The following is a 25,854-nucleotide window of genomic DNA, read 5'->3' as shown; positions in this document are numbered from 1 at the left end:
GCCCCGCCGAGCACAGACCCGGTCCCGGTTTCCGGCTCGACCACCAAGGATCGGACACGATCGAAGCCGACACCGCAGGCTGCGCCGCCTGTGGGTCGCCCACGGAACGGAGCGGCGCCGAAGGTGCTACAGGGTGGGGGCCACCAGCGGCGGGTTGGGCACGCCGAGCGCGGGGAGGGAGGCGCCGTAGGCGTCCGGGACGGCACCCTCGACGGCGAGGATGCGGTGCAGGCGGGTCGCGACCAGCAGCCGCTGCAGCTGGGCGGGGACGTCGCGCAGCACCAGTCGGCGGCCGAGCCGGCCGGCCCGGCGGTGGGTGCCCATGATGACGCCCAGGCCGGTGGCGTCCCAGAACTCCAGGCGGCCGAGGTCGAGCACCAGGTCGCCCTGCCCGCCGTCGACGGCGGAGTGCAGGCGGGCCCGGGCGTCGGCGGCGCTGCGCACGTCGAGCCGGCCTTCGATGGCCAGGCCGCGTTGGTCGCCGGTGATACGCACGTTCTCCTCCTCCGCTGTGCCGTTCCAGATCCGCAGGGGGCTCCGTCCGGGGGCGGGCGCCGGGCGCCCGCACACACGGGGCCGCGCCGGTCTCCCCCTCATCTGACGGTCAACCAACTCCGCGGGTTGCTCCCACCCGGCGGGATGGCGGACAACTTCACCCGTCCGAGGGAATATACGCAGGAAGTCCCCATACCCACGCTCGATTCCCGCCCAAATCACCCGTCTGCGGCGCGGGCGTGAGCAAACTCACCCGGGTGGTGGGCCGGGCTCCCGGCCCACCACCCGGACGGTTGCTACTTGCCCTCGTAGCCGTAGAAGCCGCGGCCGCTCTTGCGGCCGAGGTCCCCGGCGGTGACCATCCGGGCCATGATCTCCGGGGCGGCGAACTTCTCGTCCTGGGTCTCGGCGTAGATGTTGTGCGCGGCGTGCAGCAGGATGTCGACACCGGTCAGGTCGGCGGTCTGCAGCGGGCCCATCGGGTGGCCGAAGCCGAGCCGGCAGGCGGTGTCGATGTCCTCGGCGGTGGCGACGCCCGACTCGTACAGCTTGGCGGCCTCCACCACCAGCGCGGTGATCAGGCGGGTGGTGACGAAGCCCGCCACGTCCCGGTTGACCACCACGACCTCCTTGCCCACGCCCTCGGCGTACGCCCGGACGGTGGCCAGCGTCTCGTCGCTGGTCTTGTAGCCGCGCACCAGCTCGACCAGCCGCATCAGCGGCACCGGCGAGAAGAAGTGCACGCCGACCACGGACTCCGGACGCGAGGTGGCGGCCGCGATCCGGGTGATCGGGATGGCGGAGGTGTTGGAGGCCAGCACCGCACCGTCCTTGGCCAGCTTGTCGAGCTCGCGGAAGACCGCCTCCTTGACCTCCAGCTGCTCGAACACCGCCTCCACCACGATGTCCGCCTCGGCGACTGCGCCCAGGTCAGTGGTGACGGTGATCCGGCCCAGCGCCGCCTCCGCCTCCTCGGCCGTCAGCCTGCCCTTGGCGACGAACTTCTCGTACGAGGCCCGGATGCCCGCCAGACCGCGCTGCAGCGCCTCGTCGGTGACGTCCCGCAGGACCACCGGGTGCCCGGCCTGCGCCGAGACCTGGGCGATACCGGCGCCCATCAGGCCGGCACCGATCACGGCGATCTGCTGGGTGGCTGCGTTGCTCATGGCTGGGTCTCCCGAGTGACGATGTTCGCCCGTCGGGCCCGCCGGGAGCACGTGGTCCGAGGCCGGTGCTCCAGCGGGTCCAGGGCGGTGCCTGAAGGCGGCTCAGGGCAGGGGTCTCCCCCCGGAGCCGCGCCGCTCACGCGCCGGACTCTAATGCCCCGGCGGGCTCCGTGGTGAGATTGAGGAGTGTGATCTGTGCCGGACCGAGGAGAGGTCGACGCGTTGAGCGCTGTGCACCCGCTGGTGGCGCTGCTGATCAGCCTGGGCGCGGTGGCCGTCCTGATCCTGCTGATGCAGTGGACGTACCGCCGGGGCGGTTCCCTGGTCGCCCGACGGCCGCACTCCGGGAACCCCGACGAGTACGGGCTGCTGGTCACCGTGGCCGCGCCCGCCGACGCCGCCGAGGCCGCCCGGCTGGGCGGGCTGCTCACCGCCGCCGGGGTGCGGCACAACCTGGTGGACACCACCGCCGGGCCCCGGCTGATGGTCTGGCCGGGCGACGTCGAGCGGGCCCGGGCCGCGCTGGACCGGAAGTGAGCCCGGCCGGAACGGAACTGACGGTCAGTCGGGCGGCGCGATCCCCAGATCCTGGGCGAGGATCGCGGCCTGCACCCGGCTGCGCAGCCCGAGCTTGCCCAGGATCCGGCTGACGTGGGTCTTGGTGGTCGCCTCGGCCATCTCCAGCCGGGCCGCGATCTCCCCGTTGGACAGGCCCACCCCCACACAGCCGAGCACCTCCCGCTCCCGCGGGGTCAGCCCGGCCACCGCGGCCCCGGCGCCCAGGTGTTCCGGGCGTTCCGGTCGGGCGAAGGTGCTGATCAGCCGCCTGGTGACGGACGGTGCCAGCATGCCGTCGCCGCGCGCCACCGCGCGGATCCCGTCCACCAGGTCCTGCGCCTCGACGTCCTTGAGCAGGAAGCCCGCCGCCCCCGCCCGCAGCGCGCCGTAGACGTACTCGTCCAGATCGAAGGTGGTCAGGACGAGCACCTGGGCCGTTCCGGCGGCGACCACCCGGCGGGTCGCCGAGACCCCGTCCAGCCGAGGCATCTGGACGTCCATCAGCACGACGTCCGGGCGCAGTTCGGCGGCCAGCCGGACGGCCTGCTCGCCGTCGGCCGCCTCGGCGACCACCTCGATCCCCGGCTCGGCCCGCAGGATCATCACCAGCGCGGCCCGGACCGCCGCCTGGTCCTCCGCCACCAGGACGCGGACCGTCATGTCCCCTCCTCCCCCCGCCCGGGCTCGCGCGGCAGCACCGCCCGGACCCGCCACCGGCCGTCCACCGGCCCGGCCTCGAACCGGCCGCCGAGCAGCTGGGCCCGCTCCCCCATCCCCACCAGCCCGGCCCGGGCCCCGACCAGGGCCAGCCCCTCGCCGGGCCGGTACGGGCTCTCCGCGACGATCTCCAGCTCCTCGGGCCGGTAGCCGATCCACAGCCGGACGGTGCCCGCGGCGGCGTGCTTGACCGCATTGGTCAGCGACTCCTGGACGATCCGGTACGCGGCCAGTTCCACCGGTGCCGAGAGCTCGCCGCGCTCACCGCACTGCTCGGCCTCGAAGGCCAGTCCGGCGCCCCGGCCGGCCGCGCGGGCCTGGTCGAGCAGGGCGTCCACGGCGTCCAGCCGGGGTGCCGCGTACGACCGGTCGGGACGCTCCTCCCGCAGCAGGCCGATCATCCGGCGCATCTCGGCCAGACCCTGGACGCTGTTGTGCCGGATCACCGCGAGCGCCTCGACCAGCGGCTCGTCCGCGGCCCTGGACTGCCGGCGGGCCAGCGACTGCGCTCCGGTGGCGTGGATCGCGATCGCGGACAGATGGTTGGCGATCACGTCGTGCAGCTCACGGGCCATCCGGGCGCGCTCGGCGGCCACCGCCGTCCGGCGGTCCAGCTCGGCCAGCAGCGCGGTCTGCTCGGCCCGCAACCGGGCGCTCTCGGTCTGCTCCCGCTGGCGTCGCAGCAGATCGGCCGTCCACACCGGGGCGATGAAGACCAGCCCGCCCACCCCGAGCACCGTCAGCGCGGCGGACACCGTCCCGTAGTGCAGGGTGAGGCCGCTGAGCAGCAGCGTGACGGCGGCGCCGGCCGGGTGCAGGATCCGCGCCGGCCGGGCCGGGCCGTAGAGGGTCGCCGCGTAGAGCAGGTCGGTGTACATCACCACGGTGGCCAGCACCGAGCCGGCGAAGATGTTCACCCCGAAGACCAGCCCGCCGGCGCAGACGGCCACGATCGGGCGGGTCCGGCGCAGCAGCTCCAGCGCGGCCATCGCCAGCAGCGGCAACAGCGCCGCCCAGGCCGGGATGTGCTCGTTGTCGTCGTACGCGCCGAATCCGATCAGCAGGACGCCGCCGAGCAGGCCGGCCGCGGCGATCGCCCAGTCCTCCTGGCGCGGGGAGAGTGTCACGGTCCCCATCCCATCACCCCTTCCCCCGCGGGGCACCGACCCGGCGGAGGAGTTCGCCTACATCGAAGGTCGCACCCCGGGCTCGCTCCCCACGACGACGCCGCCGCGCCGCGGGCCGCGCGAGGCTGGAGCCATGTTCCCGATCATCATCGCCGGCGAGATCGGCTTCTGGGTCCTGCTGGCCCTCGCGCTGGCCGTCCGGTACCTGCTGCACCGGCGCGGGGCGAGCACCGTGCTGCTGCTCGCCCTGCCCCTGGTGGACCTGGTGATCCTCGGCGCGACCGTGGCCGACCTGCGCCGCGGCACCGTCGCCGACTGGTCGCACGGGCTCGCCGCCTCGTACGTCGGCTTCTCGGTCGGCCACGGACACTCACTGGTCCGGTGGACCGACGCGCACGCCGCCCACCGGTTCGCGGGCGCGCCGAGGCCGCCGAAGCCGCCCGGGTACGGCCGGGGGCGGGCCGTCCACGAGTGGCGGATCTTCGGCCGCACGCTGGTCTCGGCGGCGATCACGGTCACGCTGATCGCCGCGGTGCAGTGGCTGGTCGGCGACGACGCCCGTACCGCCGGGCTCGACCCCTGGTACCCGCGGGTGGCCACGGTCACCGCGATCGGCCTGGCCGTCGCGGCGAGCTACACGCTCTTCCCCAAGCGGGAGAAGGGCTAGCGGTTCTCCCCGGGCACCCAGAGCACGTCGCCCTGCTCCTTGTTGGCCACCCGCGCCAGGATGAACAGCAGGTCGGAGAGCCGGTTCAGGTACTTCGCGGTGAGCGGGTTGACGGACTCCCCGTGCAGGTCGATCGCCGCCCAGGTGGCCCGCTCGGCCCGGCGGACTACGGTGCAGGCCAGGTGCAGGTACGCCGCGCCGGGGGTACCGCCGGGGAGGATGAAGCTGCGCAGCTTCTCCAGCTGCTCCAGATAGTGGTCGCAGTCCGACTCCAGCCGGTCCACATAGCTCTGCAGGACCCGCAGCGGCGGGTACTTCGGGTCCTCCACCACCGGGGTCGCCAGGTCCGCGCCGACGTCGAAGAGATCGTTCTGAACCCGCGTCAGCACCGCCGACACGTCCTCGGGCAGCGCACCGACGGCGATCGCCACCCCGATCGCGGCATTGGCCTCGTTGGTGTCCGCGTACGCCACCAGCCGGGGGTCGGTCTTGGTGGTACGGCTCATGTCGCCGAGCGCCGTCGTGCCGTCGTCACCGGTGCGGGTGTAGATACGCGTCAGATTCACCATGGCCGCAGCCTACTCAGGCGGTGCGGGCCTCACCGGTGATTGCGACGCCGATCACAAAGCCCTTGGCGGGGCCCTCGGGGATGGTGACGTCCGTGCCGTACGGCATCCGGACCTCGGCCTCGTAGGTGGCCTTCTCCGGGTCGGGCGCGGTCAGCACGGTGACGTGGCCGGGGCCGTCATGGTCGTCGACCAGGACGTACACCGGGATGCCGGCCCGGGCGTAGGCCCTGCGTTTGCGGACCACGTCACGCTTGCGCGCCTCGGCCCCCGGCGAGACCACCTCGACCACCAGAAGCACTCCGGTGGCCGCGACCCCGAGGCCGTCCGGGTCCGGGATGTCATCGATCTCGGCGGGCCCGACGAACAGATCCGGGACCAGGACCTTCCGGCCATGAAGAACGTTCACATCCTGATACGCCGCGAAGTCGCTACCCGCCAGAGCGAGCACCATGGCATCGCGAAGGCGGTTGGCGATCCGGGCGTGACCGCGCCGTCCGGTAGGTGACACCTCGATGAACCCCTCTACGATCTCCGCCCGATAGCCCTCGGGGAGTTCGAGAGACCTCCACGCCTGCCAGAGCACCTCGTCCAGGTCCGGAACCAGGCCGAAGTCGAGATCGGGCTCGTGCGCCATAGCGGTCATTGGGAGCACACCTCCTCCGTACAGTGTGAGCGGGCCGAGTGCCGTGGCACAACCAACGCTCCGACCGTAGGTCACCGACAGGTCGTACGGAGAGCAGGGGACCGGAAGCCACCGGTCCGAGGGAACGCCGGCTACGCGACGTTGACCCTCTGCCCGGGCGGGGCGGCCTCCAGCCAGGCGAGGAAGCCGGTGAGGGCGTCGTCGCTCATGGCGAGCTCCAGGGGGGCGCCGTTGTGCAGGCAGCGCAGGACGACGGAACCGGAGAGCAGGGCGAGCTCCTCCTGCCCCTCCGGGTAGCGGCGGCCGAGCACCTCGATCTGGGTGCGGGGCAGCACCCGGCGCGGGCGGGGGGCGTACGAGAACACCCGGAACCACTCGATGGAGTCGCCGCTGTACCGGCCGATACCAAAAACCCACCCCTTGCCATCGGTCACCGGGACCGGGGCGGAGGTGGGCTGGCCGTTCTCATCGAGGTCGGGCTGTGTGGAGGCGTCCGCGGGCATTTTCAGCCGGAAGCTGCAGTCGAACGTTCCGCCGACCCGCTGGATCACCCGGCGGCGTACCGCGAAGGCGACCAGGCCGGCCACTCCGAGGGCCACCACCGTCGCACACACCACAAGGGCGAGGACCATGCTCACCGACCTCCTCGCTACCTGCGTCCCCGTTGCGGTCGTATCAACGACCGCACTGTCCTACCAACTGATACGACAGTCCCGGGGTCACGCATTCGCGTCCCCGGGACCGTCGGTCTGACTTACGCTCAGGCGGCCTTGAGGCCGCGGGCCGCCACCAGGCGGACCTCGGCCCGGCGCTCGGCGTGCTCGTCGAGCTCGCTCTGGGCGCTGTCCAGCGCGCGCTGTGCCCGCGCGACGTCGATCTCGTCCGCCAGCTCGGCCACCTCGGCGAGGATGGAGAGCTTGTTGTCGGCGAAGGAGATGAAGCCGCCGTGCACAGCCGCGATGACGGTGCCGCCGTCGGTGGTGCGGATGGTGACCGGGCCGGTCTCCAGCACGCTCAGCACCGGGGTGTGACCGGGCATGATGCCGGTGTCACCGGAGGCCGTACGGGCGACAACGATGGTGGCCGCACCGGACCACACCTTGCGGTCGGCTGCGACCAGCTCGACGTGCAGCTCAGCCAACGTGGGCTCCTAGGCTCTTGCCGGGAAATCGAAGCAATCCCGATTACTCGGCAGTTTCGGTAAGAATAACGGGCCCGCGCCCCCGGCAGGAAACCAAGGGCCCGGAGATGACCGGGATCACAACCGTCCTGTGCCGTGAGGGGTGGCCCCCGGGAGCCCGGGGACCACCCCTCACGTTCAGTCGGCCATCACGCCGGCCGGTTACAGCTGGTTACTTCTTCGCCAGGTCGGCGGCGTTCTTCTCGAGGTCCTCGATGCCACCGCACATGAAGAAGGCCTGCTCCGGGACGGAGTCGTACTTGCCGTCCGCGATCGCGTTGAAGGCCTCGATGGTCTCCGACAGCGGCACGGTCGAACCGTCCACGCCGGTGAACTGCTTCGCGACGTAGGTGTTCTGCGACAGGAAGCGCTCGATACGACGGGCACGGTGAACCGTGATCTTGTCGTCCTCGGACAGCTCGTCGATACCGAGGATCGCGATGATGTCCTGGAGGTCCTTGTACTTCTGCAGGATGCCCTTGACGCGGATGGCCGTGTCGTAGTGGTCCTGCGCGATGTAGCGCGGGTCCAGGATGCGGGACGTGGAGTCCAGCGGGTCGACGGCCGGGTAGATGCCCTTCTCGGAGATCGGACGGGAGAGAACCGTCGTCGCGTCGAGGTGGGCGAAGGTGGTCGCCGGGGCCGGGTCGGTCAGGTCGTCCGCGGGGACGTAGATCGCCTGCATCGAGGTGATCGAGTGACCGCGGGTCGAGGTGATGCGCTCCTGCAGGAGGCCCATCTCGTCGGCCAGGTTCGGCTGGTAACCCACCGCGGAGGGCATCCGGCCGAGCAGGGTCGACACCTCGGAACCGGCCTGGGTGAACCGGAAGATGTTGTCGATGAAGAGCAGAACGTCCTGCTGCTCCACGTCACGGAAGTACTCCGCCATGGTCAGCGCGGAGAGCGCGACCCGCAGACGGGTGCCCGGCGGCTCGTCCATCTGGCCGAAGACCAGCGCGGTCTTGTCCAGAACGCCCGAGTCGACCATCTCGTGGATGAGGTCGTTGCCCTCACGGGTGCGCTCGCCGACACCGGCGAACACCGACACACCACCGAAGTTCTCGGCGACGCGGTAGATCATCTCCTGGATCAGAACGGTCTTGCCGACACCGGCACCACCGAACAGACCGATCTTGCCACCCGTGACGTACGGGGTGAGAAGGTCGATGACCTTGATACCGGTCTCGAACATCTCGGTCTTGGACTCGAGGTCCTTGAACGCGGGAGCCTTGCGGTGGATCGGCCAGCGGACCTCGACCTGGGACTCGAACTCGTCCTTGTCGACGTTCAGCACCTCACCGAGGGCGTTGAAGACCTTGCCCTTGGTGATCTGGCCGACCGGGACGGAGATCGCCGAACCGGTGTCGGAGACCTGCGCGCCACGGACCAGGCCGTCGGTCGGCTGCATCGAGATGCCGCGGACCAGGCCATCGCCGAGGTGCTGGGCGACCTCGAGGGTCAGGATCTTCTTGCCCGAGCCGTCGGGGTTGTCCACCTCGACGTGCAGGGCGTTGAACATGTCCGGAATCGCGTCGACGGGGAACTCCACGTCGACGACCGGGCCGATGACCCGCGCGACGCGGCCCGTCGCCGTGGTCGGCTCAACTGTGGTGGTCATTCTCATTCGCTCCCGCGGCTAGCGTCGGCGAGCGCGTTGGCACCGCCGACGATCTCGCTGATTTCCTGGGTGATCTCGGCCTGACGGGCCGAGTTGGCAAGCCGCGTGAGCGACTTGATGAGCTCTCCCGCATTGTCGGTCGCGCTCTTCATCGCGCGCCGACGAGCGGCGTGCTCCGAGGCGGCCGACTGCAGCAGCGCGTTGTAGATCCGGCTCTCGACGTACCGCGGCAGCAGCGCGTCCAGCACGCCCTCCGCCGACGGCTCGAAGTCGTACAGCGGGAAGATCTCCGCCTTGGCCGGCTTGTCGTCGCTGAGCTTGACGTCGTCGAGCTTCAGCGGCAGCAGCCGGGCGTCCACCGGGGTCTGAGTCAGCATGGACTCGAACCGGGTGGAGACCAGGTGGAGCTCGTCCACGCCGCCCGTCTCGGCCGTGAAGGCCTCGATCAGGTCGACCGCCACGGCCTTCGCGTCACCGTAGGTCGGCTTGTCGGAGAATCCCGTCCACGATCCGCCGACCTCGAGGTTGCGGAAGTTGTAGTACGAGACGCCCTTGCGGCCGACGATGTAGGTCACCACGTCCTTGCCCTCCGCACGCAGCCGCGCGGAGAGCGCGATCGCCTGCTTGATGGCGTTGGTCGAGTAGCCGCCGGCCAGGCCGCGGTCCGCCGTGATCAGCAGGACTGCGGCCGTCTTGGCCTGCGGGTTCTCGGTGGTGAGCGGGTGCTTGGCGTTGGACCGGGTGGCCACCGCCGTCACCGCCCGGGTGAGCTCATCGGCGTACGGAGTGGAGGCGGCCACCGCGCGCTGCGCCTTGACGATGCGCGACGCGGAGATCATCTCCATCGCCTTGGTGATCTTCTTCGTCGCGGTGACAGAGCGGATCCGGCGCTTGTAGACCCGAAGCTGTGCTCCCATGGGTCGTTACGTCCTTTCCCTCGTTACCGGACTCAGGCCTGCTCGGACAGGAGCTTGCCGTCAGCCGTGGTGAAGCCCTGCTTGAAGGCGTTGATCGCCTCGGTCAGCGCGTCGATGGTGCCGTCCTCCAGCTTGGAGGTCTCGACGATGCCGGCCAGCAGGTCCTTCTTCTCGATCCGCAGGTGGTCCAGGAACTCGCGCTCGAAGCGGCGGATGTCCGCGACCGGGACGTCGTCCAGCTTGCCGGTGGTGCCGGCCCAGATGGAGACGACCTGCTCCTCGACCGGGAACGGCTGGTACTGGCCCTGCTTGAGCAGCTCGATCATGCGGGCACCGCGCTCCAGCTGGGCCTTGGAGGCCGGGTCCAGGTCGGAACCGAAGGCGGCGAACGCCTCCAGCTCGCGGTACTGGGCCAGGTCCAGGCGCAGGCGGCCGGCGACCGACTTCATGGCCTTGATCTGGGCCGAGCCGCCGACGCGGGAGACCGAGATACCGACGTTCACGGCCGGGCGGATGCCGGCGTTGAACAGGTCGGACTCCAGGAAGATCTGGCCGTCGGTGATCGAGATGACGTTGGTCGGGATGTACGCCGACACGTCGTTGGCCTTGGTCTCGATGATCGGCAGACCGGTCATCGAACCCGCACCCAGCTCGTCGGAGAGCTTCGCGCAGCGCTCCAGCAGGCGGGAGTGCAGGTAGAAGACGTCACCCGGGTACGCCTCGCGGCCCGGCGGGCGGCGCAGCAGCAGGGAGACGGAGCGGTAGGCCTCGGCCTGCTTCGACAGGTCGTCGAAGATGATGAGGACGTGCTTGCCGTCGTACATCCACTCCTGGCCGATGGCCGAGCCGGTGTACGGGGCGAGGTACTTGAAGCCGGCCGGGTCGGAGGCGGGAGCAGCCACGATGGTGGTGTACTCCAGCGCACCCGCGTCCTCCAGCGCGCCGCGCACGGACGCGATGGTGGAGCCCTTCTGGCCCACGGCGACGTAGATGCAGCGGACCTGCTTCTTCGGGTCGCCCGAGCGCCAGTTGTCACGCTGGTTGATGATCGTGTCGATCGCCACCGCGGTCTTGCCGGTCTGGCGGTCGCCGATGATCAGCTGACGCTGGCCACGGCCGATCGGGGTCATCGCGTCGATGGCCTTGATGCCGGTCTGCATCGGCTCGTGGACCGACTTGCGGACCATGACGCCGGGAGCCTGCAGCTCAAGGGCGCGGCGACCGGAGGAGGCGATGTCGCCCAGACCGTCGATCGGGTTGCCCAGCGGGTCCACGACACGGCCGAGGTAGCCCTCGCCGACCGGCACGGAGAGGACCTCGCCGGTGCGGTGCACCGTCTGCCCCTCCTCGATGCCCGAGAACTCACCGAGGACGACGACACCGATCTCGCGGGTGTCGAGGTTCAGCGCGAGGCCGAGGGTGCCGTCCTCGAACTTCAGCAGCTCGTTGGCCATGACCGAGGGAAGGCCCTCGACCTTGGCAATACCGTCCATGGCCTCGGTGACCGTACCGACCTCTTCACGCGAGGCGGCGTCCGGCTGGTACGACTGGACAAAGTCGGCCAGCGCGTCCCGGATCTCCTCCGGACGGATCGTAAGCTCCGCCATCAGGCTTCCCTGCTCTCCTAGTTTGCGATCCTCGGCCCGCCATTGAGGGCCGCAAGTACTCGACTCTCGGCCGGGTCAGGTGAACCGGCCGTACGTTTTGCCGGCCCACCCTGAGTGGAACCGACGCCCGACCGAGGGTCGGATGATGCTTGGTGTGATCAGCTTTCGAGGGCCTGGCGAGCGCCCTCGAGGCGGCTCGACACGGTGCCGTCGATGATCTCGTCACCGATCTGCACCCGGACACCGCCACGGACCTCGGGGTCGATGTCGATGTTCAGGTGCACCTGGCGGCCGTACAGCCCGGCCAGCGCAGCGGCGAGCCGCTCCTTCTGGACGTCCGACAGCGGGACGGCGGTGGTGACCAGGGCCACCACCCGTCCGCGACGGGCCGCAGCGAGCTTGGAGTAGGACTCCAGGCCCTGCTCCAGGCTACGTCCACGCGGGTTGGTGACCAGGGCGGTGACCAGGCGGACGGTGCCCGCGTTGGCCTTGCCGCCGAGCAGCTTCTTGATCAGCTCCGCCTTGGCGGCGACGCCGGCCTTCGGCTCGGTGAGCGCGGAACGCAGCTCGTGCGAGCCGCTGACGACCCGGCCGAACCGGAACAGCTCGTCCTCGACGTCGTCCAGCGTGCCGGCCTTGTCGGCGGCGATGATCTCGGCCAGGGCCGAGAGCTCCTCCACCGAGTCGACCAGGTCACGGGCGCCCGACCAGCGGGAGCGGACCAGGCCGGAGACCAGGTCGACGGTCTCGCCGGAGACCTGACCGGACAGCAGCGAGGCAACCAGCTGGGCCTTGTCCTGACCGGACCGCGAGGGGTCGGTCAGTACGCGGCGCAGCGAGACCTCGCGGTCCAGCAGGACCGTGACGGCGGCGAGCTCCTCGGCGAGCTTGGCCGCGTCCACCGAGGTGTTGTCGGTCAGGCTCTGCAGGTTCTCCCGGCCGGCGGCCAGGGCCTCACGGCTGGCGCCGATCACTTGGAACCCGCCGAGGCAGCGGCCTTGCTCTCCAGGTCCGCCAGGAAGCGGTCGATGACGCCGCTCTGGCGGGCGCTGTCCTCCAGCGACTCACCGACGATGCGGGAGGCCAGCTGGGAGGCCAGCGAGCCGACGTCCTGACGCAGGGCGGCAGTCGCCTGCTTCTTGTCCGCCTCGATCTGGGCGTGGCCCGCAGCGACGATGGCCTCACGCTGACGCTGGCCCTCCTCGCGCATCTCGGCGATCAGGGCCGCGCCCTGCTCACGGGCGTGCTCGGTGATCCGGGCAGCCTCGTGGCGCGCCTCGGCAAGCTCCGCGCGGTACTGCTCCAGCAGGGCCTGGGCCTCGGCCTGCGCGGCCTCGGCACGCTCCATGCCGCCCTCGATGGCGTCACGGCGCTCCGTCAGCACCTTCTCGATGCTGGGGAGGAGCTTCTTGCCGAGGATGCCGAAGACGACGAAGAAGCAGATCAGGCCGATGATGACCTCGGGCCACGCGGGAAGAAGAGGATTCATGATCTCCTCCTCCTGCGCGAGGTTGACCACGGGGTTCATATCTGAACCTTTCGTCGAAACGGGCTACGAGGGAATTACTTGTTGCCGAACACGAACGGCATGACGATGCCGATGAGGGCGAGCGCCTCGGTCAGCGCGAAGCCGATGAACATGTTCGAGCGGATGAGACCGGCGGCCTCGGGCTGGCGGGCCATGGCCTGCACACCGTTGCCGAAGATCAGACCAACACCGATGCCGGGGCCGATCGCCGCGAGGCCGTAGCCGATGGAAGCGACGGAACCGTAGACAGTGCCCTCAGCGAGGATGCTCATGGAAGTGTCCTTATGCGGGGTGGTGAACCGGTGGTGGTTGGCCACCGGGCGTTCGTGGGGTGGAGCGGTTCGCTACAGCGGACTCAGTGGGCTTCTTCGAGCGCACCGGCGATGTAGCTGCTGGCCAGCATCACGAAGATGTAGGCCTGCAGGAACTGGACCAGCAGCTCGAAGGCGGTGAGGCCGAGGGCCACCACGAAGGAGGCGCTGCCGTAGATCGCGCCGAGGCTCGGGCTGAGCAGGTACCAGGAGGCGATGGAGAACATCACGATCAGCAGGTGGCCGGCGAACATGTTCGCGAAGGCTCGGACCGCGAGCGTGAAGGGGCGCACGAAGATGTTCGAGAAGAACTCGATCGGCACCAGGATGAACATGACCCAGCCGGGGATGCCCGACGGCCAGCAGAGGTTCTTCATACCGCCGACGAAGCCGTGCTTCTTGAAGGTCAGGCCCATGTAGGTGACCCAGACGACGGCCGCGAGGCCGGCCGGGAACGCGATCGCCGCCGTCACCGGGAACTGGGCGAAGGGGATGATCGACATGATGTTCATCAGCCAGATGACGAAGAACATCGAGACCAGCATCGGGACGTACTTCTCGCCCTTCTTGCCGATCGTCTCCATCACGATGCTGCGCTTGACGAAGTCGTAGCCGATCTCACCGACCAGCTGCAGCTTGCCGGGCACGAGCCGGGGCTTGGCGAAGGCGGACCAGAAGAAGAGGACCACGAGCACCGCGACGACCATCGACAGCAGCATCGGCTTGTTGAACTCGATGCTGCCGATCGTGAAGATCGGCTCGAACTGGAACTCGTTCAGGCCGGGAGCGGGGAAGCCGCAGCCAGGGTCACTGAAGTGGCAGCTCCCAGAGGCGAGCAACGTGAGTTCAGTACCCACCACGGACTCCTTCGTCATGACGCATGGTTACGGCAACCTCGGTGTGTCGGCGTGGCCGGAAGCCACGGAGCGGCACTGGAACTTGTTGGGAATCTCGCTGACCCCAGGCGGCTTCGCACACAGCCGCGGAATCTTCGAAGACTGGGCGGAGTCGGGGGGCGATGCGTCCGAGCGGTATACCTGCGCCGCTTGGAGGGACCAGGCCGCATCCCGTACTCCGGTGTCGCGTCGGACGATAGCAGCCCATCAGGAGGGCATAAACACCGCCCCCCTCGCGCGAGGGACAGCCGGCGCTCGTCACTGTTGACGCTCCGACTTGGAGTCCTTGCGTTCGGACTCGTCGGACTGCACGTAGTAGATCTTGGCCTTCACGGCGCCGCGCACCTGGAAGCCCGTCCAGATCAGAGCGCAGCCGAGCAACGTGAAACCGAAGACTTTGGTGTCGAACAGGGTGGTGTTCTTGAACACCGCGAGAACAATCCCGACCAGCAGGATCTGCGTGGTGTACACCAGCAGCGCCGCGGCCATCAGAATGTGCGGATTGTTCCTGGTCAGCCGGTCGAGCGCGACCTGGCCGAAACTGAAGAAGGCCATCACCAGCAGCGTCGCGAACAGTGCGCCGAGCAGGCCCTTCGTCCCCACGAGTGCGGTGGAGATCGCAATGGCGACCACTCCGGCGACCGCAGTGGGGATTGCGGCGCCACGGAGGATCCGGGCGTCGTGGGACGGCATGTCGGCAGCTCCGGCGGCATGTCGGTGTGACGGGGGACGGGCACAGGGTGCGCGGCGGTGACGCCGCTCCCGAGAACCTCAGCCGTGGGACGACCGCTCGGCGGCCGACCCGTCGAGGGAGACCGACCGGGGACGGAAGTCCTCCACCTGTCAGGTCTTTCGGCGTGTTCTCGGTACTCGTGAACGGTATCACAAACTATTTGATGAGAGCTTTACCATGAACGTGTGGTACCTGTCACACCGGCGGCCCAACCGTGCCGCCTTACGGGCGTGTCGACTTGACGACGTGTCAGCCGCGCTGCTCGGAGTGCGAGCCGACCGCGGTGGCCCCGGTGCCGAGCCGGCCGAGCAGCTCCTTGTCGTCCGCGGACAGCTCCGACAGGGCCGGCTCCGGCTGCGGGACGCCCGGGACGCCCGGGGCGCCCGGGGCGCCCTGCGGGGCCGCCACCGGCCGGACGGAGGCCTCGTGCGACTCCTTGCGGTAGCGCGGCGGGACGAAGGCCTGCACGGCCCGCGGCGCGTGCGGACGGAACCGCGGCATCAACAGCACCACCAGGCCGACCAGGCAGAGCCCGGCGAGCGCCAGCACGACCGTGCGGCCGGTGTTGGTGACCGAGAAGGCGACCGTGCCGAACGCGATCAGGGCGGCCCAGAAGTACATGATCAGGACGGCCCGGCTGTGCGAGTGGCCGACCTCCAGCAGGCGGTGGTGCAGGTGCTGCTTGTCGGCCGCGAACGGCGACTTCCCGGCCCAGGTCCGGCGGACCACGGCCAGCAGCAGGTCGGCCAGCGGCAGTGCGATCACCGTCAGCGGCAGCAGCAGCGGGATGTAGGTCGGCACCAGGGCGTGCACGGTGGCGGTCTGCGAACCGGTCTGGGCGGTGACCAGGTCGGGGTCGACCCGGCCGGTGATCGAGATCGCGGCGACCGCGAGCATCAGGCCGAGCATCATCGAGCCGGAGTCGCCCATGAAGATCCGCGCCGGGTGCAGGTTGTGCGGCAGGAAGCCCAGGCACATCCCGATCAGGACGGCGCTGAACAGCACGGCGGGGGCGGCGTCGTTGATCCCGTAGCCGTACCAGAGGCGGTACGAGTAGAGGAAGAAGGCGCCGGCGGCGATGCAGACCATGCCGGCGGCCAGGCCGTCCAGGCCGTCGATGAAGTTCACCGCGTTGACCATGACGACCACCAGGGTGACCGAGATGATCATCCCCTGGGTCGGGGTGACCGCCACCGAGCCGACGCCGGGCACCGGGATGGAGATCACCGTGATGCCCTGCCAGACCATGACGCCGGCGGCGATCATCTGGCCGCCGAGCTTCACCAGCGCGTCGACGCCCCACTTGTCGTCCAGGACGCCCAGGATCCACATGATCCCGGCACCGGAGAGCAGCGCCTTGACGTCCGCGCTCTGAATGAACAGTCGGCCCAGGTGAGTCAGTTGGGAGGCCACCAGCAGGCCCGCGCACAGGCCGCCGAACATCGCGATGCCGCCCAGCCGGGGCGTCGGCTCCCGGTGCACGTCCCGGGCCCGTACCGGCGGCATGGCGCCCGCCAGGATGGCGAACTTCCGGACCGGGCTGGTCAGCAGGTAGGTCACGGCCGCCGAGACGAACAGGACCAGAAGATACTCACGCACCACTGGCCTCCTGGTTCACGGTCCGGTTGAGTACGGAGCGTACTCCGCCGCCCTGCCGGGGCGTGCTGGTTCGGGGTTCGGGGTGCGTCGCCACGGTGCACACCTTATTGAGTCGGACGCGCCGGGTGTGCATCGCGGTTCTCGTTGGCGGGCGCCCGGCTCCCCCGGGACGCTACCGGCGGCCGGCGAAGGACCGCGCGAGCTCCTGGACGCGGCCGCGGATCCGGGCGTCCGCACCGTGCTCCAGCACCTGCCCGATCAGCGCGCCGACCTCGGCCAGCTCGGCCTGGCCCATCCCCTGCGCGGCCGAGGCCCCGGTCCCCAGCCGGACACCCGAGGCCTCGGAGGGCGGCGCGGGGTCGAACGGGAGGGCGCACTTGCCGAGCATCAGGCCGACCGCGGCGCAGCGCCGCTCCGCCTCCGCGCCGGACAGCCCGAAGGCGCTGATGTCGGCGGTGACCAGGTGGGTGTCGGTTCCACCGGTCAGCGGACGCGCACCGGACTCCGCCAGGGACTGGGCCAGCGAGCGCGCGCCGTCCACCGCGCGCCCGATGTAGGTCGCGAACTCCGGCGTGCCCGCCTCCAACAGGGCGACCGCCTTGCCCGCCACCTCGTTCATCGCCGCCCCGCCCTGGGTGAACGGGAACACCGCCCGGTCGATCCGGTCCGCCAGGTCGGAGGTGCACAGCAGCAGGCCGCCGCGCGGCCCCCGCAGCAGCTTGTGGGTGGCGGCCACGGTCACGTCGGCGTACGGCACCGGGGAGGGCGCGGCGCCCGCCGCGACCAGGCCGATGGTCTGCGCGGCCGAGGCGACCAGATAGGCGCCCACCTCGTCGGCGATCTCCCGGAAGCCGGCCCAGTCCAGGTGCCGCGGGTGCGAGATGCCACCCGCGATGATCGCCTTCGGCCGGTGCGTCCGGGCCAGCGCACGTACCTGGTCGAGGTCGATCAGCCCGTCCTGCTCGCGGACGCCGTAGCCGACGAACTCGAACCAGCGGCCGGAGAAGTTCGCCCGGGAGCCCGCACTCAGGTGGCCGCCGTGCTGCAGCGACATCGACAGCACCACGTCACCGGGCCGCAGCAGCGCCGCGTAGGCCGCCAGCATCGCCGAAGTGGCCGACCTGGGCTGGACGTTGGCGTGCGGGGCGGTGAACAGCGCGCGGGCCCGGTCGACCGCCAGCAGCTCGACGGTGTCGGCCGGCGCGCAGCCGGTGTGGTGGCGGTGGCCCGGGTAGCCCTCGGCGTACTTGTCGATCAGCGGGCCGCCCAGGGCCGCCAGGACCGCGGGGCTGGTGAGGTTCTCGCCGGCCAGCAGCTGCAGGCTGTCGGCCCGGCGCTCGCTCTCCGCCGAGAGCAGGTCGGCGACCAGCGGATCCGCCTGCCGCAGCGCCTGCGCGGCCTCCCAGTGATGTCCTGTCTCAGTGAAGCCGTGCACGGCATCGGCGACGGTCATGGCGAGCTCCCGGGCAGCGGAGGGCTGGTTGAGTCCAGCGTAGGACCGCGCCCCCGTCCGGGCCCGTCCGCGCGCGCCGGGGTACACCCGTCAGGGCGTCGCCACCTTCTGAGCACCCGACAGACACATTTCGATCACAGCACCTCCGGGCATTCTCCCCACCCGGGGGCGCGCGGAACGGCCACGCCCCAGGCGGACCGGCTCACTGCCCGCCGGGCACGCCGGTCAGCGCGGTCACCACCGGGTCCAGGGCGTCGAATATCTCCTCGCCGCAGTTGCGGAACATCCCGATCGGCGCCCCGTACGGGTCGTTCACCTCGTCGAACTCCGGCGAGGCCGCCAGCAGCCAGCCCCGCAGCGCGGCCGCCGAGCGGACCAGCGCCCGGGCCCGGTCGGTCAGCCGCGAGTCGTCGCCCGCATGCGGCAGGGTGCCGGGGTCCACCCGGCGGACCAGCCGGGTGAACTCCTTGAGCGTGAAGGTCCGCAGCCCGGCCGAGTGCCCCATCGAGATGACCTGCGCCCGGTGGTCCAGAGTCGCGGTGAGCACCAGATCGGCGTCGATGACGTGCTCGTCCAGCAGCTCGCGCCCGGCGAAGCCGGCGCTGTCCGCGCCGTACTCACCGAGCACGGTGGCCGCGTGCGCCTCCATCGGCGCACCCTCGTGGCCCCAGGTACCGGCGCTCTCCACCACGATCCGCCCGGCGGCCGCCGGACCGAGCCGGGTGTCCAGCTCGAGCCGGGTCAGCCGCTCGGCGATCGGCGAGCGGCAGATGTTGCCGGTGCAGACGAAGAGGATCCGGAACGTGTCGAGCGGGCGGGGCACCACGGCCAGTGAGGAGGGTATGCCCGGGTCCGCACCGTGCACAGAGGCGGCGGCTGTCAACTGCCGGCCTCCAGGTCCGGGACGACCTCCCTCAGCTGCTCGACGCTGATCGCGCCCGCCCGCAGCACCACCGGCACCTTCCCGGTGACGTCGACGATGGTGGAGGCCATGGCGTGGTCGGCCTGGCCGCCGTCGAGATAGACCGCGATCGAGTCACCCAGCTGACCCTCGGCCTCGTCACAGGTGGACGGCGAGGGGCCGCCCGTCCGGTTGGCGCTGGACACCGCCAGCGGACCGGTGGCGTTCAGCAGCTCGATGGCGACCGGGTGCAGCGGCATCCGGACGGCGACGGTGCCCCGGGTCTCTCCCAGGTCCCAGCGCAGCGAGGGCTGGTGCTTGGCGACCAGGGTGAGCCCGCCCGGCCAGAACGCGTCGACCAGCTCCCAGGCCTGCTCGGAGAAGTCGGTGACCAGCCCGTGCAGCGTGGTCGGCGAGCCGACCAGCACCGGCGACGGCATGTTCCGCCCGCGCCCCTTGGCGGCGAGCAGCGCGCCCACCGCGTCCGGGGAGAACGCGTCGGCCCCGACCCCGTACAGGGTGTCGGTCGGCAGCACCACGAGCTCGCCGCGGCGGATCGCCGAGGCGGCCTCGCGCAGACCGGTCGCCCGGTCCCCGGCATCGGCGCAGTCATAACGGCGGCTCATCGGTGCGGTCCCCTTCCGAGATGGCTCAAGCTGATCGGTGCTGCCCGGCGGCTCACGACGACGCCCATCCGGGCGCGGCCGTGAGGCCCGGGCCCCACGACGACGCCCTTCGGGCTGTCGTGCTGTGCCCGATGCTTCACAACGACGCCCTCCGGGCTGTCGTGCTGTGCCCGATGCTTCACAACGACGCCCTTCGGGCTGTTGTGAAGCGCGGCCGGTGGTTCAGGTCGCGGTGGTCGGCGGCGTCCGTCCAGCCGCTCTCTTCCTTGAAGATCCACGGCACCTGGCCGCCCTGGGTGTCGGCGTGCTCGATGACCACCGCGCCGCCCGGCCGCAGCAGCCGGGCCGCGACGCGTTCGATGCCGCGGATGGTGTCCAGGCCGTCCTCGCCGGAGAACAGCGACATCTGCGGGTCGTGGTCGCGGGCCTCGGGTGCGACGTACTCCCACTCGGTGAGCGGGATGTACGGCGGGTTGCTGATCACCAGGTCGAAGCGGCCGTCCCAGGAGCGGTCGTCCTCGAAGGCCCGGGTGGCGTCCCCCGCGTGCAGGGTGATCCGGCCCCGGTCCGAGCTGGCGGCGATGTTGCGCCGGGTGTACTCCAGGGCGCCCTCGTCGAGCTCGAAGGCGTGCACGGTGGAACGGGGCAGTTCCTGGGCCAGCGCCAGCGCGATCGCGCCGGAGCCGCTGCACAGGTCGACCACCAGCGGCTCGGCGACGTCCATGTCGCGCACGGCGTCTATGGCCCACTCGACCACGGTCTCGGTCTCCGGCCGGGGTACGAAGACGCCGGGGCCGACCTCCAGCTCCAGGTAGCGGAAGAACGCCCGCCCGGTGATGTGCTGGAGCGGTTCACGCGCCTCGCGGCGGGACACCGCCTCCCAGTAGCGCGCGTCGAAGTCGCCGTCCGGCACGGTGTGCAGCTGGCTGCGCTTGACGTTGTGGATGTAGGCAGCCAGCTCCTCCGCGTCGAAGCGCGGCGACGGCACGCCGGCCGCAGCCAACCGCTGGGTGGCCTGGGCCACCTCGGCGAGCAGCAGGTTCATCCGTACACACCCCTGATTTGTGGGCTCGGGCTCGGTGCTCAGTTCTCCTGCGCGGCGGCCAGCTTGGCGGCGGCATCGGCGTCCACGCAGGACTGGATGACCGCGTTCAGGTCGCCGTCCAGGACCTGGTCCAGGTTGTAGGACTTGAAGCCGGTCCGGTGGTCCGAGAGGCGGTTCTCCGGGTAGTTGTACGTCCGGATCCGCTCCGAGCGGTCCACCGTGCGGACCTGGCTGCGACGCGCGTCCGAGGCCTCCTGCTCGGCGGCCTCCTGCGCGGCGGCCAGCAGCCGCGAGCGCAGGATGCGCATCGCCTGCTCCTTGTTCTGCAGCTGGCTCTTCTCGTTCTGGCAGGACGCCACGATACCGGTCGGCAGGTGGGTGATCCGGACCGCCGAGTCGGTGGTGTTCACCGACTGACCGCCGGGGCCGGACGAGCGGTAGACGTCGATGCGCAGATCGTTGGCGTGGACCTCGACCTCGACCTCCTCGGCCTCGGGGGTGACCAGCACGCCCGCCGCCGAGGTGTGGATCCGGCCCTGGGACTCGGTGGCCGGCACCCGCTGCACGCGGTGCACGCCGCCCTCGTACTTCAGCCGGGCCCAGACGCCCTGGCCGGGCTCGGTGGTGCCGCGGGTCTTCACGGCGACCGAGACGTCCTTGTAGCCGCCGAGGTCGGACTCGTTGGCGTCGATCAGCTCGGTCTTCCAGCCCACCCGCTCGGCGAAGCGCAGGTACATCCGCAGCAGGTCGCCGGCGAACAGCGCGGACTCCTCGCCGCCCTCGCCGGCCTTGACCTCCAGGATGACGTCCTTGTCGTCATTGGGGTCGCGCGGCACCAGCAGCAGCCGCAGCTCCTCGGTCAGCTCGTCCCGGCGGGCCTCGGAGGACTTCACCTCGGCGATGAAGTCCGGGTCCTCGGCGGCCAGCTCACGGGCGGCCTCGATGTCCTCGCCGGCCGCACGCCAGGCGCGGTAGGTGGCGGTGATCGGGGTCAGCTCGGCGTAGCGCTTGGCGAGCTTGCGGGCGTTGGCCTGGTCGGCGTGGACCGACGGATCGGCCAGCCGCTTCTCGAGGTCGGCGTGCTCGGTGAGGAGCTCTTCGACTGCCTCGAACATGGGGTGGGCCTACTTCCCGTGAGAGCTGGTGGTGCGAGGGGCAAAGGGCGAGGAGACGCGAACGGCGCCGGCCCCAGCCTCCCCACCGTACGACGGGGACGCTGGAAACCGGCGCCGAGGAAGCGCTAGGCCTGGGTGGTGCTGTGCTTCTTGCCGAAGCGGGCCTCGAAGCGGGCCACGCGGCCACCGGTGTCGAGGATCTTCTGCTTGCCCGTGTAGAACGGGTGGCACTGCGAGCAGACCTCGGCGCGGATCTCGCCGCTGGTCTCGGTCGAGCGGGTCGTGAACTCGGCGCCGCAGGTGCAGGTCACCTTGGTGAGCACGTACTCGGGGTGAACGTTGGGCTTCAAGGGATTCTCCTAGGTTTCGGGAGGGCACCGGGTCGGCAGCGGGAGCTGCACGTGAACCGGGACCGACGGACCAGTGTGCCAGCACTGACCGCATCTTCCCAAACCGGGTACATTTCGCGGTTATTCCGGGGCTATCCTGCGGCCCGGCCGCCGGTCACCGCGGCCGTGGGGCTGCGCGGCGCCGTACTGGCGGCCGTGGAGCCCTTGGCTGCCGGGGTACGGGTCGGGGATGCGCTCGGGCTGCTGGTGACGGCCGCAGGCACCGGCTGATCGGCCCGCAGGGCGGCCCAGAGCAGGTCCGACTCCGGGTGCCTGGGCACGACCCGGTTGGCGTCGCTGAGGGCGGTGGCGACGGGCAGGGTGACCATCGTCATCTGGTCCGGGCCGATCGGCCTCAGGGTGTCCACCAGGCCGACCAGGGAGTTGACCGAGGCCAGGTCGGAGTCGGTGGTGACGCTCCTGGTGAGCTTGTCCGCGGTCGCCCACAGCTTGGCCGGGTTGGATGTCAGCCCGGCACCCCCGACCTGCGCCATGATCGACTTCACCATCTGTTTCTGCAGCTCTATCCGGCCGAGGTCACTGCCGTCGCCCACGCCGTGCCGGGTCCGGACGAAGGCGAGGGCCTGGTCGCCGTCCAGGTGATGGGTGCCGGCCGGGAGCTTCAGGCCGCTGTCCTGGTCGCTGATGGGGGCCGCGGTGGTCACGGTGACCCCGCCGATGGTGTCGATCAGGTCCGCGAAACCGGCGAAGTCGATCTCCACGAAGTGGTCCATCCGCAGGCCGGTCAGCTGCTCGGTGGTCTTGACCGCACAGGCCGGCCCGCCGACCTCGTACGCCGAGTTGTACATCGCGCTGCGGGCTGCCGGGACGTTCCTGCCGTCCGGCGCGGTGCAGACCGGCCTGGCGACCAGGGTGTCGCGGGGGATGCTCACGACGCTCGCGCGGGAGTGGTCCTGGTTGACGTGGACCACCATCGCGGTGTCCGAGCGGGCCGTACCGTCGGTGGCGCCGCCGGCCAGCGCCCCGTTCGCCCCGCCCCGCGAGTCGGAGCCGAGTACCAGCAGGTTGAACGAGCCGTCGGTGGCGGCCGGCGGGCGGGCCTCGCCCAGCGTGCCGTCGATGTCGACGCTCCTGATGTTCCCGTTGAGCTTGAGGTAGGCGTAGCCGGCCGCGCCGGCGGCCAGCAGCACCAGGGCGGTCGCCCCGATGGCGAGATTGCGGGTGAGCCTGCGGCGGCGGCCGGTGCCCGGCGTGGGCCCCGCCTCGACCCCGGCCCGCGGCGCCGCGGTCCGCTCTCCCCTGCCTGGCCCGTCCGCCTCGTCGGGCCCGCCCGGTGGGCCGGATCCTCCGGGCCGGTCCTCCGCCCCGCCCGTGGGGCGCCGGGGGCGTCGCCGTCCCGCCTCGTCCTTCGGTGCGGCCATCTCGCCTCCTCGTCGCCCGGAGCGACCTCGGTCGCGCGCGCCGGAGCCGGTCGAAATGACCGTTATTCCGAGGATAAGCGAATCAGATGCCCAATTCTCCCCTTCTCAGCCAGTTCTCAGACAGCGCGAGAGCCCCGGACCGCAGTGCGGTCCGGGGCTCTCGTCGGCCGATACGTCGTCAGTCGCCGGAACCGGGAGTGGTCTTGGCGATCTGCATCAGGAACTCGGCGTTGCTCTTGGTCTGCTTCATCTTGTCCAGCAGCAGCTCGATGGCCTGCTGCGAGTCAAGCGCGTGCAGCACCCGACGGAGCTTCCAGGTGATCGCGAGCTCGTCGTTGGCGAGCAGGATCTCCTCCTTGCGGGTGCTGGACGCGTCGACGTCCACCGCGGGGAAGATCCGCTTGTCGGAGAGCTTGCGGTCGAGCTTGAGCTCCATGTTGCCGGTGCCCTTAAACTCCTCGAAGACGACCTCGTCGGCCCGGGAGCCGGTCTCCACCAGGGCGGTGGCGAGGATGGTCAGCGAGCCGCCGTTCTCGATGTTGCGCGCGGCGCCGAAGAACTTCTTCGGCGGGTAGAGCGCGGTCGAGTCGACACCACCGGACAGGATGCGGCCGGAGGCCGGCGCCGCCAGGTTGTAGGCACGGCCCAGACGGGTGATCGAGTCGAGCAGGATCACCACGTCGTGGCCCAGCTCCACCAGGCGCTTGGCGCGCTCGATGGCCAGCTCCGCGACCACGGTGTGGTCCTCGGCCGGGCGGTCGAAGGTCGAGGAGATGACCTCGCCCTTCACCGACCGCTGCATGTCGGTGACCTCTTCCGGACGCTCGTCGACCAGGACGACCATCAGGTGGCACTCGGGGTTGTTGTGGGTGATCGCGTTGGCGATCGCCTGCATGATCATCGTCTTGCCGGTCTTCGGCGGGGCGACGATCAGACCGCGCTGGCCCTTACCGATCGGCGACACCAGGTCGATGATGCGGGTGGTCAGCACGCCCGGGTCGGTCTCCAGGCGCAGGCGCTCCTGCGGGTACAGCGGGGTGAGCTTGCCGAACTCGGGACGGCCGCGGCCGCTGTCCGGGTCCATGCCGTTGACGGAGTCCAGCCGCACCAGGGCGTTGAACTTCTCGCGGCGCTCGCCGTCGCGGGGCTGGCGCACCGCACCGGTGATCGCGTCACCCTTGCGCAGGCCGTGCTTGCGGACCTGGGCGAGCGAGACGTAGACGTCGTTCGAGCCCGGCAGGTAGCCGGAGGTCCGGACGAACGCGTAGTTGTCGAGGATGTCCAGGATGCCCGCGACCGGGATCAGGACGTCGTCGTCGCCGACCACCGGCTCCGGGGCACCGGTGCCCTCGAAGCCCTCGCGGCGACGGCCGCGACGGTCGCGGTAACGGCCCCGACGGCCACGCCGGCCGTCGCCGAACTCGTCGTCGTCGTACCCGCCGCCCTGCTGCTGCTGGCCGGCCGGCTGCTGGCCGCCCTGACGCGCGGCCTGGCCGGCGTCCTGGGCACCGCCCTGCTGCTGGCCGCCCTGGCGCTCGGTGCGCTCGGGTCGCTCGGTGCGGTCGCGCTCGCGGCGGTTGCGGCGGTCGCGACGGGACTCGCGGGAGTCGCCGTCCTGCGCGTCGGCGGCCTCCGGACGCTCGGCGCCGCCCTCACGGCGGTCCCGGCGGTCCCGGCGGTCCCGGCGCTCGGTACGGGCCTCGCCGTCGAAGCCGCGCGGCTCGGCCTTGGTGTCGGCCTTCGCCTCCGCGACCACGGCACCGGCCTGCTCGGCGGCGGCCTCGGCGGTCGGGGCGCCGGCTGCCGAGGTGGCCCGGCGACGGGTCCGCTCGGTGCGCGCCGGCGCGGTGGTGGTCTCGGCGGCGGCCTGGACCGGGATCTCGATCTGCGGCTGGGCCTCGACGGCCGGAGCCGCGGCGGCGGCGCGGGTGCGGCGAGCCGGCTTCTCCTCGGCCGCGGGGGCCTCGGCCGGGGCCTCGTCGGCGACCGGAGCGGCCTTGGCGGCACGCTTGGCAGCCGGCGCGGGCGCGGCGGCGGCGCCGGCGAGCAGCGGGTCACCGCCGCTCTTGTCCTTGATGGCCTCGATCAGCTGGCTCTTGCGCATGCGTCCGGTACCGCTGATTCCGAGAGTCGAGGCGAGCTTCTGAAGCTCGGCCAGGACCAGGCCGTCCAGGCCCGCGGCGGCGCTGCGACGGCGCCGCGCCGGGGCCGCGGGGGCGGCGGCTGCGTCCGACGCCTCTGCGTCCGGGCGCGCGCCCATCAGATCGGTGGTGTCGCTCACTAAGGGTCCTTCCCTGGAGCGGACGTCGGCCTGTCTGGCTCGGCGACCGGTTGTGCTGTCCTGACCAACGTGTGTTCGCGCTGGTCCGAGGCGGGATTCCCCCGAAAGGCTGATCCGATCGGGAGAACTGCGAAGTGCGGTGCACTGTGGTGCGAGATGGCGCGGGCGGGCTCTGTCTGCCGACCCTGCTGCCTGGTGATACCCGGGCCCCCGTCGCGTGCAGGTACCCAGGGCTCCGCCCGTCCGGGCCTCAGTCTGGAGGCTGCGGGTGGGAGTCAGGTGCCTTCACGGCTTCGGGATGCGCCGCAGTCGCGCAGGCAGGCTGCGTACG

The 25,854-nt window shown here is 70.9% G+C and carries 27 protein-coding genes; 2 read left to right on the top strand and 25 right to left on the bottom strand.

The window, feature by feature from the left end:
- Positions 1 to 126 precede the first annotated feature (126 nt).
- Positions 127 to 495: an STAS domain-containing protein gene (locus OG871_RS24195; RefSeq protein WP_371499193.1), complete on the bottom strand. Its 369-nt coding sequence runs from the start codon at positions 493 to 495 to the stop codon at positions 127 to 129.
- A 296-nt stretch (positions 496 to 791) separates the two neighbouring features.
- Complete coding sequence (locus OG871_RS24190) at positions 792 to 1,661, bottom strand: 3-hydroxyacyl-CoA dehydrogenase family protein (RefSeq protein ID WP_371499191.1); 870 nt, start codon at positions 1,659 to 1,661, stop codon at positions 792 to 794.
- A 222-nt stretch (positions 1,662 to 1,883) separates the two neighbouring features.
- On the opposite strand from OG871_RS24190, the gene OG871_RS24185 reads away from it, so the two are divergent.
- Positions 1,884 to 2,198, top strand: coding sequence for a hypothetical protein (locus tag OG871_RS24185; RefSeq protein ID WP_371499189.1), 315 nt, complete (start codon positions 1,884 to 1,886; stop codon positions 2,196 to 2,198).
- 24 nt (positions 2,199 to 2,222) lie between these two features.
- On the opposite strand, the gene OG871_RS24180 is transcribed toward OG871_RS24185, so the two are convergent.
- Both OG871_RS24180 and OG871_RS24175 read right to left on the bottom strand, forming a co-directional pair.
- Positions 2,223 to 2,879: a response regulator gene (locus OG871_RS24180; RefSeq protein WP_371499187.1), complete on the bottom strand. Its 657-nt coding sequence runs from the start codon at positions 2,877 to 2,879 to the stop codon at positions 2,223 to 2,225.
- Entirely contained in the window at positions 2,876 to 4,072 is a 1,197-nt protein-coding gene (locus OG871_RS24175; RefSeq protein ID WP_371499185.1) for a sensor histidine kinase, read from the bottom strand. Before OG871_RS24175 ends, OG871_RS24180 begins: the two co-directional genes overlap by 4 nt.
- Positions 4,073 to 4,196: 124 nt before the next feature.
- Here OG871_RS24175 and OG871_RS24170 point away from each other — a divergent pair, with 124 nt between their 5' ends.
- Entirely contained in the window at positions 4,197 to 4,730 is a 534-nt protein-coding gene (locus OG871_RS24170; RefSeq protein WP_371499183.1) for a hypothetical protein, read from the top strand.
- Here OG871_RS24170 and OG871_RS24165 read toward each other — a convergent pair.
- From OG871_RS24165 to rho, 21 genes are all read right to left on the bottom strand, one after another.
- The gene (locus OG871_RS24165) at positions 4,727 to 5,299 is read right to left on the bottom strand and encodes a cob(I)yrinic acid a,c-diamide adenosyltransferase (RefSeq protein ID WP_371499181.1); all 573 of its coding nucleotides are present in this window, start codon (positions 5,297 to 5,299) and stop codon (positions 4,727 to 4,729) included. The genes OG871_RS24170 and OG871_RS24165 overlap by 4 nt on opposite strands.
- 13 nt (positions 5,300 to 5,312) lie before the next feature.
- A complete protein-coding gene (locus OG871_RS24160) occupies positions 5,313 to 5,942 on the bottom strand; it encodes a Uma2 family endonuclease (RefSeq protein ID WP_371499179.1) in 630 nt (209 codons plus the stop codon).
- Positions 5,943 to 6,073: 131 nt separating this feature from the next.
- The gene (locus OG871_RS24155) at positions 6,074 to 6,574 is read right to left on the bottom strand and encodes a DUF2550 domain-containing protein (protein WP_350637995.1); all 501 of its coding nucleotides are present in this window, start codon (positions 6,572 to 6,574) and stop codon (positions 6,074 to 6,076) included.
- 128 nt (positions 6,575 to 6,702) lie between these two features.
- A complete protein-coding gene (locus OG871_RS24150) occupies positions 6,703 to 7,083 on the bottom strand; it encodes a F0F1 ATP synthase subunit epsilon (protein WP_371499177.1) in 381 nt (126 codons plus the stop codon).
- Between the two features lie 211 nt (positions 7,084 to 7,294).
- A complete protein-coding gene (gene atpD, locus OG871_RS24145; RefSeq protein WP_371499175.1) occupies positions 7,295 to 8,740 on the bottom strand; it encodes a F0F1 ATP synthase subunit beta in 1,446 nt (481 codons plus the stop codon).
- 2 nt (positions 8,741 to 8,742) lie between these two features.
- Positions 8,743 to 9,657: a F0F1 ATP synthase subunit gamma gene (locus OG871_RS24140; protein ID WP_371499173.1), complete on the bottom strand. Its 915-nt coding sequence runs from the start codon at positions 9,655 to 9,657 to the stop codon at positions 8,743 to 8,745.
- A gap of 32 nt (positions 9,658 to 9,689) precedes the next feature.
- Positions 9,690 to 11,264 (bottom strand): F0F1 ATP synthase subunit alpha, encoded by a 1,575-nt coding sequence (gene atpA, locus OG871_RS24135; RefSeq protein ID WP_371499171.1) that lies wholly within the window; start codon positions 11,262 to 11,264, stop codon positions 9,690 to 9,692.
- Positions 11,265 to 11,422: 158 nt separating this feature from the next.
- Complete coding sequence (locus OG871_RS24130) at positions 11,423 to 12,238, bottom strand: F0F1 ATP synthase subunit delta (protein WP_371499169.1); 816 nt, start codon at positions 12,236 to 12,238, stop codon at positions 11,423 to 11,425.
- The gene (locus OG871_RS24125; protein ID WP_371499168.1) at positions 12,235 to 12,792 is read right to left on the bottom strand and encodes a F0F1 ATP synthase subunit B; all 558 of its coding nucleotides are present in this window, start codon (positions 12,790 to 12,792) and stop codon (positions 12,235 to 12,237) included. Before OG871_RS24125 ends, OG871_RS24130 begins: the two co-directional genes overlap by 4 nt.
- Before the next feature lie 35 nt (positions 12,793 to 12,827).
- Positions 12,828 to 13,064 (bottom strand): ATP synthase F0 subunit C, encoded by a 237-nt coding sequence (atpE, locus tag OG871_RS24120; RefSeq protein WP_030282059.1) that lies wholly within the window; start codon positions 13,062 to 13,064, stop codon positions 12,828 to 12,830.
- A gap of 83 nt (positions 13,065 to 13,147) precedes the next feature.
- Entirely contained in the window at positions 13,148 to 13,978 is an 831-nt protein-coding gene (atpB, locus tag OG871_RS24115; RefSeq protein ID WP_371499166.1) for a F0F1 ATP synthase subunit A, read from the bottom strand.
- A gap of 279 nt (positions 13,979 to 14,257) precedes the next feature.
- The gene (locus tag OG871_RS24110) at positions 14,258 to 14,692 is read right to left on the bottom strand and encodes a hypothetical protein (protein ID WP_371499164.1); all 435 of its coding nucleotides are present in this window, start codon (positions 14,690 to 14,692) and stop codon (positions 14,258 to 14,260) included.
- A gap of 289 nt (positions 14,693 to 14,981) precedes the next feature.
- Positions 14,982 to 16,331 carry an MraY family glycosyltransferase gene (locus tag OG871_RS24105; RefSeq protein ID WP_371499162.1) on the bottom strand — a complete coding sequence of 450 codons (1,350 nt, stop codon included), beginning with the start codon at positions 16,329 to 16,331 and terminating at the stop codon, positions 14,982 to 14,984.
- Between the two features lie 172 nt (positions 16,332 to 16,503).
- Positions 16,504 to 17,784 carry a serine hydroxymethyltransferase gene (glyA, locus tag OG871_RS24100; RefSeq protein ID WP_371499160.1) on the bottom strand — a complete coding sequence of 427 codons (1,281 nt, stop codon included), beginning with the start codon at positions 17,782 to 17,784 and terminating at the stop codon, positions 16,504 to 16,506.
- 202 nt (positions 17,785 to 17,986) lie between these two features.
- A complete protein-coding gene (locus OG871_RS24095; RefSeq protein WP_371503405.1) occupies positions 17,987 to 18,628 on the bottom strand; it encodes a protein-tyrosine-phosphatase in 642 nt (213 codons plus the stop codon).
- Between the two features lie 35 nt (positions 18,629 to 18,663).
- A complete protein-coding gene (locus tag OG871_RS24090) occupies positions 18,664 to 19,311 on the bottom strand; it encodes an L-threonylcarbamoyladenylate synthase (RefSeq protein WP_371499158.1) in 648 nt (215 codons plus the stop codon).
- 178 nt (positions 19,312 to 19,489) lie between these two features.
- Positions 19,490 to 20,356, bottom strand: a complete 867-nt coding sequence (prmC, locus tag OG871_RS24085; RefSeq protein WP_371499156.1) for a peptide chain release factor N(5)-glutamine methyltransferase — start codon at positions 20,354 to 20,356, stop codon at positions 19,490 to 19,492.
- Between the two features lie 38 nt (positions 20,357 to 20,394).
- Positions 20,395 to 21,471 (bottom strand): peptide chain release factor 1, encoded by a 1,077-nt coding sequence (prfA, locus tag OG871_RS24080; protein WP_371499154.1) that lies wholly within the window; start codon positions 21,469 to 21,471, stop codon positions 20,395 to 20,397.
- 125 nt (positions 21,472 to 21,596) lie between these two features.
- The gene (gene rpmE / locus OG871_RS24075; RefSeq protein WP_363638586.1) at positions 21,597 to 21,821 is read right to left on the bottom strand and encodes a 50S ribosomal protein L31; all 225 of its coding nucleotides are present in this window, start codon (positions 21,819 to 21,821) and stop codon (positions 21,597 to 21,599) included.
- A gap of 131 nt (positions 21,822 to 21,952) precedes the next feature.
- Positions 21,953 to 23,242, bottom strand: a complete 1,290-nt coding sequence (locus OG871_RS24070) for an LCP family protein (RefSeq protein ID WP_371499152.1) — start codon at positions 23,240 to 23,242, stop codon at positions 21,953 to 21,955.
- Between the two features lie 178 nt (positions 23,243 to 23,420).
- Complete coding sequence (gene rho / locus OG871_RS24065; RefSeq protein ID WP_371499150.1) at positions 23,421 to 25,523, bottom strand: transcription termination factor Rho; 2,103 nt, start codon at positions 25,521 to 25,523, stop codon at positions 23,421 to 23,423.
- Positions 25,524 to 25,854 lie beyond the last annotated feature (331 nt).

Source organism: Kitasatospora sp. NBC_00374 (genome assembly GCF_041434935.1).
Lineage (GTDB): Bacteria > Actinomycetota > Actinomycetes > Streptomycetales > Streptomycetaceae > Kitasatospora.
Note: the sequence above shows the minus strand (reverse complement) of the source record. Positions and strands in the feature narration are given on the sequence as shown.